General features: G+C 56.1%; 11 protein-coding genes. 3 read left to right on the plus strand and 8 right to left on the minus strand.

The genetic code is table 11. The features are described from left to right. Nucleotides 1-83 precede the first annotated feature (83 nt). The 4 genes from argF (LQ945_RS15800) to argF (LQ945_RS15815) form a co-directional block, all read right to left on the minus strand. The gene (argF, locus tag LQ945_RS15800) at nucleotides 84-1,088 is read right to left on the minus strand and encodes an ornithine carbamoyltransferase (protein ID WP_182820842.1); all 1,005 of its coding nucleotides are present in this window, start codon (nucleotides 1,086-1,088) and stop codon (nucleotides 84-86) included. Nucleotides 1,089-1,106: 18 nt separating this feature from the next. After that, nucleotides 1,107-2,024 carry a carbamate kinase gene (arcC, locus tag LQ945_RS15805; protein ID WP_269935801.1) on the minus strand — a complete coding sequence of 306 codons (918 nt, stop codon included), beginning with the start codon at nucleotides 2,022-2,024 and terminating at the stop codon, nucleotides 1,107-1,109. Nucleotides 2,025-2,041: 17 nt separating this feature from the next. Further along, the gene (arcA, locus tag LQ945_RS15810) at nucleotides 2,042-3,262 is read right to left on the minus strand and encodes an arginine deiminase (protein WP_269935787.1); all 1,221 of its coding nucleotides are present in this window, start codon (nucleotides 3,260-3,262) and stop codon (nucleotides 2,042-2,044) included. A gap of 601 nt (nucleotides 3,263-3,863) precedes the next feature. Further along, nucleotides 3,864-4,883: an ornithine carbamoyltransferase gene (gene argF / locus LQ945_RS15815; RefSeq protein WP_182820838.1), complete on the minus strand. Its 1,020-nt coding sequence runs from the start codon at nucleotides 4,881-4,883 to the stop codon at nucleotides 3,864-3,866. A 163-nt stretch (nucleotides 4,884-5,046) separates the two neighbouring features. Between argF (LQ945_RS15815) and rraB the strand changes: the two genes are divergently transcribed. Together rraB and miaE are read left to right on the plus strand one after the other, a co-directional pair. Then, nucleotides 5,047-5,475 carry a ribonuclease E inhibitor RraB gene (rraB, locus tag LQ945_RS15820; protein WP_020825014.1) on the plus strand — a complete coding sequence of 143 codons (429 nt, stop codon included), beginning with the start codon at nucleotides 5,047-5,049 and terminating at the stop codon, nucleotides 5,473-5,475. Between the two features lie 99 nt (nucleotides 5,476-5,574). Continuing rightward, nucleotides 5,575-6,339: a tRNA isopentenyl-2-thiomethyl-A-37 hydroxylase MiaE gene (gene miaE / locus LQ945_RS15825; protein WP_044554017.1), complete on the plus strand. Its 765-nt coding sequence runs from the start codon at nucleotides 5,575-5,577 to the stop codon at nucleotides 6,337-6,339. A 24-nt stretch (nucleotides 6,340-6,363) separates the two neighbouring features. On the opposite strand, the gene LQ945_RS15830 is transcribed toward miaE, so the two are convergent. Further along, a complete protein-coding gene (locus tag LQ945_RS15830; protein ID WP_270101179.1) occupies nucleotides 6,364-7,971 on the minus strand; it encodes a GMC family oxidoreductase in 1,608 nt (535 codons plus the stop codon). Nucleotides 7,972-8,377: 406 nt separating this feature from the next. Between LQ945_RS15830 and LQ945_RS15835 the strand changes: the two genes are divergently transcribed. Further along, on the plus strand, nucleotides 8,378-9,313 hold the full coding sequence (locus LQ945_RS15835) for an acyltransferase family protein (RefSeq protein ID WP_270102997.1): 936 nt from the start codon (nucleotides 8,378-8,380) through the stop codon (nucleotides 9,311-9,313). A 47-nt stretch (nucleotides 9,314-9,360) separates the two neighbouring features. Here the strand turns inward: LQ945_RS15835 and LQ945_RS15840 are convergent, their stop codons facing one another. The 3 genes from LQ945_RS15840 to LQ945_RS15850 all read right to left on the minus strand — a co-directional run bounded on the left by LQ945_RS15840 (nucleotide 9,361) and on the right by LQ945_RS15850 (nucleotide 13,405). Then, nucleotides 9,361-9,864 (minus strand): GNAT family N-acetyltransferase, encoded by a 504-nt coding sequence (locus LQ945_RS15840; RefSeq protein WP_044554020.1) that lies wholly within the window; start codon nucleotides 9,862-9,864, stop codon nucleotides 9,361-9,363. Nucleotides 9,865-10,065: 201 nt separating this feature from the next. Next, the gene (locus LQ945_RS15845) at nucleotides 10,066-12,942 is read right to left on the minus strand and encodes a valine--tRNA ligase (protein ID WP_122076860.1); all 2,877 of its coding nucleotides are present in this window, start codon (nucleotides 12,940-12,942) and stop codon (nucleotides 10,066-10,068) included. A gap of 13 nt (nucleotides 12,943-12,955) precedes the next feature. Further along, on the minus strand, nucleotides 12,956-13,405 hold the full coding sequence (locus LQ945_RS15850; protein ID WP_044554261.1) for a DNA polymerase III subunit chi: 450 nt from the start codon (nucleotides 13,403-13,405) through the stop codon (nucleotides 12,956-12,958). Between the last annotated feature and the right edge of the window lie 59 nt (nucleotides 13,406-13,464).

Genomic DNA, 13,464 nt, shown 5'->3' on the forward strand with positions numbered 1-13,464 from the left:
CCTCCAGCTGCGCAGGGCAGCAGGAAAATAATGATTCATAGGTTGAGAGGACGCGGCGGCAGACGATGCCGCCGCGTCGCCAATCAGTCGCCGAGGGTGGCGACCATCACGGCCTTGATGGTGTGCATGCGGTTTTCCGCTTCATCGAACACAATGGAGTGGGCCGACTCGAACACGTCATCCGTGACTTCCAGCCCTTTCAGGCCATAGGCGAGTTCAATTTCCTTACCCACTTTGGTCTGCTCGTTGTGGAAGGCCGGCAGACAATGCATGAATTTAACCTGCGGATTGCCGGTGGCTTTCAGCACCGCAGCATTGACCTGATAGGGCTGCATCAGGTTAACGCGTTCCGCCCAGGCCTCTTTCGGTTCTCCCATCGATACCCATACGTCGGTATAGAGGAAATCGACACCTTTCACGCCTTCATCCACCCGCTCGGTTACGGTGATATGCGCACCGGTATCGCGGGCGATGTCGGCACACTGCGCCAGCAAGGCTTCGTCCGGCCAAAAGGCCTTAGGTGCCACCAAACGGATATCCATGCCCATTTTGGCGGCGCCAACCATTAACGAGTTGCCCATGTTGTTGCGCGCATCGCCAAGGTAGGCGAAGGAAATCTGATTGAGGCCTTTACCCGGCGCGTGCTCCAGCATGGTCATCAGGTCGGCCAGGATTTGCGTAGGGTGGAATTCGTCGGTCAGGCCGTTCCAGACCGGTACTCCGGCAAACTCCGCCAGCTCTTCGACGATGTGCTGACCAAAGCCGCGGTATTCGATGCCGTCATACATACGACCCAGCACCCGTGCGGTGTCTTTCATCGATTCTTTGATACCGATCTGTGAGCCGGTTGGGCCGAGGTAAGTGACCCGGGCGCCCTGATCAAAAGCGGCAACTTCGAAGGAGCAGCGGGTGCGGGTGGAGGTTTTTTCAAAGATCAGCGCAATGTTTTTACCGCGTAGCCGTTGCTGCTCGACATTGCCGTATTTGGCTTTTTTCAGCGCAAAGGCCAAATCGATCAGGGATTGGATCTCGTCGCTGCTGAAATCCAGCAGTTTTAGAAAATGGCGGTGACGTAAGTTTATGCTCATGATCAGATTCCTGTTTATTCAATTTGTTGGGGTAATTAATGTGCCTTTCTCACCGGCCAGGATGCGGGTGGCGTCCTGCAGCGCACCAATACCGGCGATGCCCTGGCGATAGCGTACAAAATGGCTGGCGGCCGAGATCTTCGGCCCCATGGAGCCGGCGTCGAAGGTGATGCCGGCCAGATCGTCCGGGGTTACCTTGTCCAGCGCGCGCTGATGCGACGTGCCCCAATCGAGATACACCGCGTCGGCATCGGTCAGGATCAGCAGCGCGTCAGCGCCGATCTGCTCTGCCAGGAAAGCGGCGGACAGATCTTTGTCGATCACCGCCTCTATGCCTTCCAAACGGCCTTCTCGACGTAATACCGGAATGCCGCCGCCACCGGCGCAGACCACCAGATGCCCCTGCGCGATAAGGGCATTAATCGCGTCGGTTTCGATGATGTTGAGTGGTTTGGGTGAGGGCACCACGCGGCGGAAATATTTACCGTCCGGTTTGATGGTCCAGCCTTTTTCCAGGCTCAGCGCCAGCGCGGCTTTCTGGTCGTAGACCGGCCCGATATATTTGCTGGGGTTGCCGAAGGCAACGTCGTCAGGATCAACTTCGACCTGGGTCAGCAGCGCGCTGATCTGGTGATCCGGCAGGCAGTTTTTCAGCTCCTGCAGTAGCAGGTAGCCAATCATGCCCTGGCTTTCCGCGCCCAAGACGTCCAGCGGGTAAGGGGCCACCTGCGAATAGGCGTTGTTTTGCAGCGCCAGCAGGCCAACCTGTGGGCCGTTGCCGTGCACCAGCACCACGTTCCAGTTTTCTGTTAACGCAGCGATTTGGCGGCTGGCAAGTTTGATGTTGCGACGTTGGATATCCGCCTCAAGCGGTTCTCCACGACGTAGCAGGGCGTTCCCACCCAGGGCAACCACCACTGTGGGTTTAGTCATGATGTTTTACTCCGTCGGGGTTAGATGTTGTCGCGTTCCAGTGGGCAACTCATGCAACGAGCGCCACCGCGGCCGCGGCCCAGCTCGTCACCCCGGATTGGCAGTACGGTGATGCCTGCCTTATCGTATTTTTCATTGGTCCAGGTATTGCGTTCGTAGCCGATCACTACGCCAGGTCGGATGGTCAGCACGTTATTGGCGTCATTCCACTGTTCACGTTCGGCCTCGAAGCTGTCGCCGCCGGTGGTGATGAGTTGCACCTGGCTGATGTTCAGAGCGCGTTCGATAGCGGTCAGGAAGTGTTTTTCCTGTTGGCGATGCAGGCCGCCCTTACCGTCTGGCGTCAGCGTCCAGCACTGCGACTCTTTGCGCACCACTTCCGGGTAGACCGAGAAGGTATCCAGGTTGATGTGGGTCATGACGGTGTCCAGATGCATGCAGGAGCGGTGCTTAGGCAATTCCAGTGCGATGACACGTTCTGCCTGATGGGATTTGAACAACGCCTGCGCCAGGAATTCCACCCCTTGTGGCGTGGTGCGCTCCGACATGCCAATTAATACGGCACCGCGGCCAATGACCAATACGTCGCCGCCTTCCAGCGTGGCATGATCGTAATTACGTTCTTCATCGCCGAAATAAGTGGTGAAATCACCCTTGGAAAAATAAGGGTGCCATTTATAAATGGCGCGCAGATTATTGGTTTCACGCTGGCGTGCCGCTTTTGCCATTGGGTTGATAGACACCCCGTTATATATCCAGCATGAGGTATCGCGGGTGAATAAATGGTTAGGTAACGGTTTCATAATAAAGTCGGTGCCCTGATGAGTATCAACCACCATATTATTGAAGCTGTCCGGGACTTCTTCATAAGTCAGGCCACCGGTCATATGGCGTGCCAGCTGGCGGTCGGGTAAATCCCCTAGCCAACCGCGAATATCGGCGGCAAATGAAGGCCCCAGGCGGAAATCAGAAACCTGCGCCGACAGCAGCCACTGCTTGGCGGCGGGAATGCTCATGGTTTCGGTCAGTAAATCAGTCAGCAGCAAGACTTCTACATTTTGCGCCCGTAACGTTTGGGCAAAGATATCGTGTTCCTCACCGGCACGTTCGACGGATAATACATCATCGAACAATAATTCCTGACAGTTAGAAGGGGTTAATCGTTTTAAGCTTAAATTAGGGCGATGCAGCATAACGCTGCGTAATTGGCCTATTTCAGAACCTACATAATTCCTATTCATGTCATTTCCTATTATCAGATCCAGGTAATATCAGACGTAATGAAATAAAGGGTTTATTTCACTTAATGAGAATGGGTGCCGTTCCGTTGCCGCTGATAATAAACATTGTCCTGAGGTGTTTTGTGACGGAAATCACATTGGTATAGGGTGGATGGTGAAATTAATTATCAGTTGACCAATATCATTGTTTTGTTGGAAATTATATCTTCCAAAATGCATTAATACTCGAATGTCACGTTAATTATTCATATAAACGTATGTTTAGATTAATGGTTGTCTTTCTAATTTATTGTAATTTATGGATTTTATTTTTATGGTGGCAAGGTTATTCATTAATGAAAAATTAATATCCGTTCGAAGGTAAATTTCTTTGAATTTTTATTCCTGATTGTGACAGAGGATGGTTTTTTATTTTTGTGACGCCGTGGGATTAAATTTTATTACTGACCAACAAACAAGCCGTTAGCATCAACGGTTTTACAAGGTTGGGGAGAATTAGGCGCTTAGGGTGCATAAAAATCCGCTGTGCGGGGAGATAAAGGGAAATAGTTAATCAGTCAGGTTGTGGGGTGGGGAGAGCCCCCACCCGGGGAGGTCATGGTTACAGGCTTTCGCTCAGGGTGGCCACCATCACCGCCTTGATGGTGTGCAGGCGGTTCTCGGCCTGATCGAACACCACGCTGTGTGCGGATTCGAACACTTCATCAGTCACTTCCATGCCGCCGTGCAGCCCGTATTGTTCGGCCATTTGCTTACCGAGCGTGGTCTGGTCGTCGTGAAACGCCGGCAGGCAGTGCAGGAATTTGACGTTCGGGTTGCCGGTCAGTTTCACCATCGCCATATTGACCTGGTAAGGCTTCAGCAGCGCGATGCGCTCCTGCCAGGTTTCTTTCGGCTCGCCCATCGATACCCACACGTCGGTATACAGGAAGTCCGCGTCCTTCACCCCTTCGGCAATGTCTTCGGTCAGGGTGATCTTGGCGCCGGTCTGTTTTGCCAATGCCTGGCACTCCGCGACCAGCTCAGGCTGTGGCCAGCAGGCCTTCGGCGCCACCAGCCGCAGATCCATACCCGCCAGGGCGGCAGCTTCCAGCAGGGTGTTGCCCATGTTGTTGCGGGTGTCGCCAAGGTAGGCGAGCTTCACCTCGCTCAGCGGCTTGCCCGGCAGGTGCTCCTGTACGGTCAGCAGATCCGCCAGCAACTGGGTCGGGTGGAACTCGTTGGTCAACCCGTTCCACACCGGCACGCCGGCATGGTTGGCCAGGGTTTCCACCAGCGCCTGACCATAGCCGCGGTATTGAATACCGTCATACATCCGGCCCAGCACCCGGGCGGTGTCTTTCATCGACTCTTTATGGCCGATCTGGCTGCCGCTTGGGCCCAGATAAGTGACCTGAGCGCCCTGATCGAAAGCGGCAACTTCGAAAGAGCATCGGGTACGGGTCGAGTCTTTTTCGAAGATGAGCGCAATGTTTTTGCCCTGCAGGTGGCGTGTTTCCTGGCCTTTCCGCTTGGCCTGCTTTAACTCGGCCGAAAGCTGCAGCAGCGCCTGAAGCTCCGCCGGGGTGAAATCCATTAACCTTAGGAAGTGACGTTTGTAGAACGGGTTTATGCTACTCATTGCCGTGTATCCTGCTTGTTGTTATTGAATTAAAATTCACTTTATATGTATGAATATTCAATTTCAACCCCGCAGTAGAAATCTTTCACGTTTATCGTGGAAGCAATGCCGACGGTGTGTGAAAATAGAAGGAATACAGGCCATTTGACTTGAGGATATAGGCATGGCAAACCGCGAACAGCTAGAAGAACAACGTGAAGAGACCCGCCTGATCATCGAAGAACTGCTGGAAGACGGCAGCGATCCGGAAGCGCTCTACACCATCGAACACCACCTTTCTGCTGAGAAGTTTGAAGTGCTGGAGCAGGCCGCCGTTGAAGCCTTCAAGTTGGGCTACGAAGTGACCGACGCCGAAGAGCTGGAAGTGGAAGACGGTACCCTGGTGATGTGCTGTGACGTGATCAGCGAAATCGGCCTTAACGCCGAGCTGATCGACACTCAGGTAGAGCAACTGGTGGCGCTGGCGGCACGTTGCGGCGTCAACTACGACGGTTGGGGCACCTACTTTGAAGATCCGAACGGCGAAGAAGGTGACGACGACGAAGAAGAAGGTGACTTCATCGACGAAGACGACGACGGTAAACGCCATTAATTAATCTTGTGGGCCGGCGCTCGCCGGCCCCGCCTATCCCGCCGTCTTTCAAGCCGCTGCGCTAGCGGTAACTTGAAATGCATAGGGCAGTTGAAGCAGATGAAATACCAATCCCTGTTAGCCCCCATTTTAAACTTCCTGCACTGCGAAACCCCAGACGCCTGGATCGACGCCGCCCGTCGTCCGGAAAACCTGCCGTTGTTGCTGACCGACCATATGGTGTGCGAGCTGAAAGCGGCGCAGACCGGCATGTGGCTGATCCGCCGTTACGTGGCAGACAAGGAGAGCGGCGATGCCTTGTTGGCGCTGCTAAGGCCTTATGAAGCGTTTCTGCATGAAGCGCAGGGCGTGCCGGAAGCCTTGTTTCAGCAAAACAATTTCACCCGCAAGATCTTGCCCAAGAACGGTTCGGCCTACGGCCAGGATCTGGCGGACAAGATGGTGCTGCTGATCAAGGAAGAGCTGCACCATTTTTCGCAGGTGCTGGAGATCATGCTGGCGCGGCAGATCCCGTATAAGAAGATCACCGCCAGCCGCTATGCCAAAGGCATGATCCGCGAGATCCGCACCCACGATCCGGCCACGCTGATTGATAAACTGATTTGCGGCGCCTATATCGAAGCCCGCTCTTGCGAGCGCTTTGCCCGGTTGGCACCGCATCTGGACGATGAGTTAAACCGTTTCTACGTTTCGCTGCTGCGCTCCGAGGCGCGCCACTATCAGGATTACCTGCAGCTTGCCGAACAGATAGCCGGCGGCGACATCAGCGAGCGGGTGGCCCATTTCGGCCGCATTGAAGCAGAGCTTATTCAAACGCCGGACAGCGAGTTCCGCTTCCACAGCGGCGTGCCCGCCTTCGCCTGATAGCCGGGCGCCCGCACAACTCAGTTACGCCGGTGCGCCCAGCAGTAAGTCCACCGCTTTTTCCGCCAGCATAATGGTCGGCGCATTGGTATTGCCGCTGGTGACCTGCGGCATCACCGAGCAGTCGATCACCCGCAGTCGCTCAAAACCGTGCACCCGCAGTTGCAGATCGGTCACCGAGTCCTGCGGCGATTGGCCCATGCGGCAACTGCCCACCGGGTGATACACCGTCTTGCAGAAGTTGCGCACGAACTCCTCCAACTGGGCCTCATCGTTCAACCATGCCGGCTGCGGCATCAGCAGGTCTTTGATCAGCGGCTTGAGGGCCGCGGTTTGCAGGAAGCTCAGGCCGAATTTCACCGCGCGCACGCTGCCGGCCAGATCTTCCGGATGGCCGAGGTAATTGGCGTGCAGCTTCACCGGATCGCGCGGATCGCGGCTGCGCAGCAGGACTTCCCCTCGCGCCTTGGGTTGTAGATAACCGACCTTAAGCGTGAAACCGTGGATATTGGGCAGCGGTTCGCCGGGCACGTCGTCCCAGCTGTCGAGCATCGGCAGGAAGTGGATCTGCACATCGGGCCGGCCGTCACCCTGGCTGTCGGTGAAGGCGGCGCCTTCCAGCACGTTGGAGCTCAGCACGCCGCTGCGAAACGCCAGCCATTCGGTGCCGTGGCGTAGCGCCTGCAGCCCGCGATCGGCGCCGTACAGGCTGATCGGTTGCCGGGTGCTGACGTTGATCGACATATGCAGATGATCGTGGAAGTTCTTGCCCACCGGCAGATCGGCGAGTGGCGTTATGCCCAACTGTTGCAGATGTTCGCGTGGCCCAATGCCGGACAGCATCAGGATCTTCGGCGATCCGACCGCGCCGGCGCTGAGGATCACTTCCTTTGCCGCATGCGCGGTGACTTCGGCACCGCCGTTTTGGCTATACACCACGCCGGTGGCAACGTTGTTGTCCAGCACCACCCGGTGCACTAGCGCATTCAGCTTCACCACCAGGCGTTGGTCGTTACGCACCGCTTTCAGGTAGGTGCGTGCGGTGCTGGCGCGTTCGCCGTTATGGGTGGTGGTCTGGTAGAAGCCGACGCCGTGCTGGCTATCGCCGTTGAAATCGTTGCGGTAGAGCAGGTTCAGCTCCTGACCGGCGCGGATAAACGCCATGCTGAGCGGGTGACGGTAGCGGTTCTCGCTGACCGGCAGCAGGCCCTCACCGCCGTGATAGGCGTCGGACAGGCTCTCGTTGGCCTCGGCACGTTTGAAATAAGGCAGCACGTCCTGATAGCCCCAGCCGACGCAGCCGTAACGTTCGGCCCACTCGTCGTAATCCTGCCGCTGGCCACGAATATAGATCATGCCGTTGACCGAGCTGCTGCCGCCCAACACCTTGCCCTGGGCGATTTGCATGCGGCGGTTATTGGCGTGCGGCTCCGGCTCGGTTTCATACGGCCAGCTTTTTTTGGCGATAATCTTCGCCACGCCGGCCGGCATCTTGATGAATAAATTATTGTCGTCGCCACCGGCTTCCAGCAGTAACACCCGCGCCTGAGTGCGGCGGATCAACTGCGCTGCCAGTACGCAGCCGGCGGACCCTGCACCGACAATGATGTAATCAAAAGCATTTTCCGACATGACTGCTCCCTGTGCGATTACGGCATGAGCCTGTCATGGCAGAGTATCGCAAGCGGGCGGCAGGTCAATTTCAAATCGTTAATTTGTTAATGAATATCACATAAAATGTTTTTAATTTTTATTAATTAATTGATTTTTATAAATAAAAAATAAAATGTTCATATTAATATTTTTTGTGGTTTGCGTGGCCGTGACGATGCCGCAGCAAAAAATACGCGGTGATAAATATCCGGCGCATTGTTTCTAAACGGAATATTAAATATGAGATTTATCCGAGCGGGAAAGAGGATGTCAGCACAAAAATGCTGCTATATGATGAGCCACTCTGTGGTTGGATAAGATATTAAGAAATATGGACATTTCGATTAATAAATCTAATTATTTAAAAGGGATTGCCATCATATTGATGCTGATCCATCACCTGTTTGCCTACCCGATCCGAATTAGCCCGGATATCCCGGTCTATCATATTGTTAACAGCGTTGATCTTGAAATGTATCTTGGCCTGTTCGGCAAGATTTGCGTTTCGATGTTTCTGTTTCTGTCCGGTTACGGGTTTTCGCTGAAAAAAGAAGTGTCGTTTCACTATATCTGGGGCAAGCTGAAGAATTTATATATCAGCTATTGGATAGTGTTATTTATCTTTGTCCCTATCGGCATTTTCTTCTTTCCCGGAGAAAGGTATAGCCTTTCCCTGCCGCTGTTTCTCGAAAACCTGATTGGCATTAAATCCACGTATAACAGCGAGTGGTGGTTCTTCAAACTCTATGTGCTGTACGTGCTTTCTCTGCCGCTGTTATCGCGGCTGAATATCTACCCTCTGCTGGGGGTGCTGGTTCTGGCGGCGCTGTGCGGCAGAGGGCTGCAGTATTTTGCCTGGGCGCCTGAAATCCTGATAGAATATTGCACCTGGCTGCTGCCTTTCGGCTTTGGCATGGTGTTTGGCCGCAGCAAGCACATGCCGGCGGACTTCTGGCTGTCGAAATTGATTGTTACCCTGAGCCGCACCCATCCGCTGATCTTGCTGATGGTGACGGTGGCGGTGTTTATCGTCGCCCATAATCCGGGGCTGCTGCTGGTGACGCCGTTGTTTATCATCGCGATGATGAAAACCGCAGACGGCCTGGGCAGCACGGTGAATCGGGCGGTGGGCGAGCTGGGCAAGCATTCGATGTACATGTGGCTGACCCACAGCTTCTACTGCTATTACTTCACCCAAAAGCTGATTTTTGCGCCGCGCTACACGCCGCTGATCCTGCTGCTGCTGATTGTGGTGTCCTACCTGACCAGCCTGGTGCTAAGCCGGATTGAGCTGGCGATCAAGGGCAGGGTAACGGCGTAGGGACGCTGAATGCTGCGCCCGTGATGACCGCGGGCGCAGCGGCAAGATTAAAGCGTTTTCAGCATGGTGACTTCGCAGTCGACGTGGCCGGTGGTGCCCATGGCGTGGTCGATATGTTCGAAGCCCAGATGCTCGTACAGGCCGATGGCCTGCGTCAGGCTGGCGGTGGTTTCCAAATAACAACAGCGGAAGCCCTGTTGACGGGCAAACTCCAGTGCCTGCAGCGCCAGGCGTTTTGCCAGGCCCTGGCCGCGTAAAACCGGCAGGAAATACATTTTCTGTAATTCGCAAATATCGTCGTCACCGCCCTGCAGCGGGGCCACGCCGCCACCGCCGGCAATCCGGCCGTCAACTTCTATCACCCAATAAGCGCTGCGGGGCAGGCTGTAGAGCTGATACAAGACGTCCAGATTGGGGTCGGAAACGGTATAGCCTTTGTCCGCCGTCAGGCCGTGCTCGGCAGAGACTTCGCGAATGACATTAGCAATAGCGGCGTTGTCGTCAGCCGTTATTGGGCGCACCAGAAGACGTACTGGGGTTGCTGTTGTCATAGTTACACTCGCCATAAAAAGAACCCGAAGGGTTCCGGAATATCGTTTTTTGTGCAGACAAAAACGCGCCGGGTTTATATCCCGGCGGCGTCCATGCAGCAATATCTTGTAATAACATCTAAAGCGGGCCGGATGCAACGGCGATAAAAAAACAGCGGGGAAATCCCCGCTGTTTTTCAACTGTGGCAGTGAACCGAAAGATTACAGCGCGGCGATGGTCGCCTGCTGTTCCTGCAGCTTCACTTTGCCTTCTTTGCAGGCTGCCAGACGTTCGCGCTCTTTGGCGACCACGGCTTCCGGCGCGCGCGCTACAAAGCCTTCGTTGGCCAGCTTGCCTTCGATCGAGGCGATTTCTGCATCCAGCTTGCCCATCTCTTTCGACAGACGCGCGATTTCGGCGTCTTTATCGATAAAGCCGGCCATAGGGATCAGCAGCTCGGCGCCGTCCACCAGTTTGGTGACCGATACCGGGCCTTTGTCACCCGCAGGCAGCAGGGCGATAGACTCCAGACGCGCCAGACGCTCGATAAAGCTCTGGTTCTCCTGCACGCGACGCTGGGCGTCGGCACTGCAGTTACGCAGCAGCACTTCCAGCTGTTTGCTCGGGGCGATGTTCATCTCGGCGCGGATATTACGCACCGCGGTGATCGCCTGCTTGATCCACTCCAGGTCGTTCAGCGCCTGCGCGTCTTCCAACGCGGCGTCGTACTCTGGGAAGGGTTGCAGCATGATGGTGTCTGCGGTTTCGCCGGTCAGGGTTTTCACGCGCTGCCAGATGGTTTCGGTAATGAACGGGATCACCGGATGCGCCAGACGCAGCAGGGCTTCCAGCACGGTGATCAGCGTGTGGCGGGTGCCGCGCTGTTCCGCTTCGCTGCCGTTGCTCACGACCGGCTTGGTCAGCTCCAGGTACCAGTCACAGAACTGGTTCCAGGTGAATTCGTACAGGATGTTGGCGGCCAGATCGAAGCGGTAGGTGTCCAGCGCTTCGCGGTAAGCCTTCACCGTACGGTTGAATTCGGCCAGGATCCAGCGGTCCGCCAGCGACAGCACTTTCTCGCCGCCGTTGAAGCCGCAGTCCTGACCTTCCGCGTTCATCAGCACGAAGCGGCTGGCGTTCCACAGCTTGTTACAGAAGTTGCGGTAGCCTTCCAGGCGCTTCATGTCCCAGTTGATGTCACGGCCGGTAGAGGCCAGCGCCGCCAGGGTGAAGCGCAGGGCGTCGGTGCCGTGCGGCTCGATACCGTTCGGGAACTGCTTCTCGGTGCGCTTGCGGATTTTCTCCGCCAGTTGCGGCTGCATCATGTTGCCGGTGCGTTTTTCCAGCAGGTCTTCCAGCGAGATGCCGTCAACCATGTCCAGCGGGTCGATCACGTTGCCTTTCGACTTGGACATCTTCTGCCCTTCGTCGTCGCGGATCAGACCGGTCATGTAGACCGTCTTGAACGGAACCTGCGGCTTGCCGTTTTCGTCCTTCATGAAGTGCATGGTCAGCATGATCATGCGCGCAATCCAGAAGAAGATGATGTCGAAGCCGCTGACCATCACGCTGGTCGGGTGGAAGGTTTTCAGCGCGTCGGTCTGCTCTGGCCAGCCCAGGGTAGAGAAGGTCCACAGGCCGGAAGAGAACCAGGTGTCCAGCACGTCTTCGTCCTGAGTCAGCACCACGTCGGCGCCCAGGTTGTTTTCGCTGCGTACTTCTTCTTCGCTGCGGCCCACGTAGACTTTGCCGTTCACGTCGTACCAGGCCGGGATTCGGTGACCCCACCACAGCTGGCGAGAGATACACCAGTCCTGAATGTCGCGCATCCAGCTGAAGTACATGTTTTCGTACTGCTTCGGCACGAACTGAATTTCGCCTTGCTCAACCGCTTCCACCGCCACTTTCGCCAGCGGGGCGGTACGTACGTACCATTGGTCGGTCAGCATGGGTTCGATCACCACGCCGCCGCGGTCGCCGTAAGGCACCGTCAGGTCGTGCGGTTTGATCTCTTCCAGTAAACCCAGCTCTTCAAAGGCGGCAACCACCGCTTTACGCGCCGCGAAACGCTCCAGGCCACGGAACTGTGCCGGGATTTCGTTGCAGTAATCGCTGCACACTTCGCCGAGGGTGTTGAACACTTCCGCTTCCTGGCGGATATCGCCGTCGAAAGTCAGGATGTTGATCATCGGCAGGCCGTGACGTTTACCGACTTCGTAGTCGTTAAAGTCGTGCGCCGGGGTGATTTTCACGCAGCCGGTGCCTTTTTCCATGTCGGCGTGCTCGTCACCGACGATGCGGATGCGACGGCCCACCAGCGGCAGAATGATTTCTTTGCCGATCAAATCTTTGTAGCGCGGATCTTCCGGGTTTACCGCCACGCCGGTATCACCGAGCACGGTTTCCGGACGGGTGGTGGCGACCACCAGGTAATCTTTGCCTTCGGCAGTTTTGGCGCCGTCAGCCAGCGGGTAGCGCAGGTGCCACATGGAGCCTTTGGACTCGCGGTTTTCCACTTCCAGATCGGAGATGGCGGTGCGCAGTTTCGGATCCCAGTTCACCAGGCGTTTGCCGCGGTAGATCAGATCTTCTTTGTGCAGACGGACAAACACTTCGCGTACCGCGTTGGACAGGCCTTCGTCCATGGTGAAGCGCTCGCGCTCCCAGTCCACGGAGTTGCCCAGGCGACGCATCTGGCGGGTGATGGTGCCGCCGGATTCCGCTTTCCACTGCCAGATTTTGTCGATGAACGCATCGCGGCCATAGTCATGGCGAGTTTTGTTTTCTTCTGCGGCGATCTTGCGCTCAACCACCATCTGGGTGGCGATACCGGCATGGTCGGTACCGGCCTGCCACAGGGTGTTTTTACCCTGCATGCGCTGGTAACGGATCATGGTGTCCATGATGGTCTGCTGGAAGGCGTGACCCATGTGCAGGCTGCCGGTGACGTTCGGCGGCGGGATCATGATGCAGAAGCTTTCCTGGCTGGTATCACCGTTTGGCTTGAAGTAACCCTGGTTTTCCCAGTGATCGTACAGCTTCTGTTCGATCTCTTTCGGGTCGTATGCGGTATCGAGATGACTGTTTGTCTTTTCCATTTTATATCGTTGTTCAGTGAGTTGGCGGCGTTGCCGTGGTCAAATGGAAGCCGACGCTGCGATAAGCTTTATATCGGTCGCGCGCCAACTGTTTTAAGGTGTCTTCGTAAGGGACGAAGTCTACCACTTCATGGAAAGCAGTAGCAAAATCTGCAAACTGCGGCAGCAGGGCGATCAGCAGATCTCGCGGTGAGTTGCCGCGTTTGCCGGGCCAACACAGCTCGACCGGGGCTCCGTAGTGCGGCCCTTCGCCGGCCAGATTGTGCGGCACGAACTGGTGCGGATCGCGCTGCCACAGCGCTTCGTCCAACCGCTGGGCCTGTTCCTGGCTTTCGCAGGCGATCAACACCCGCTTGCCGGAGCGCCAGCGTTCGGCGGCAACGGCGCAGGCCACGGCCTCATGCGCGCTGAGCGCACCTGCCGGTTCCGCGTGTTCGAGTAAATAGAACGTTGCCTGTTTCATGATCTGATTCACCGCTGCCAATAAAAAATGTAGGGGCACAGCATGCTGTGCCCCTCGGG

Source organism: Serratia liquefaciens (assembly GCF_027594825.1).
GTDB lineage: Bacteria > Pseudomonadota > Gammaproteobacteria > Enterobacterales > Enterobacteriaceae > Serratia > Serratia liquefaciens_A.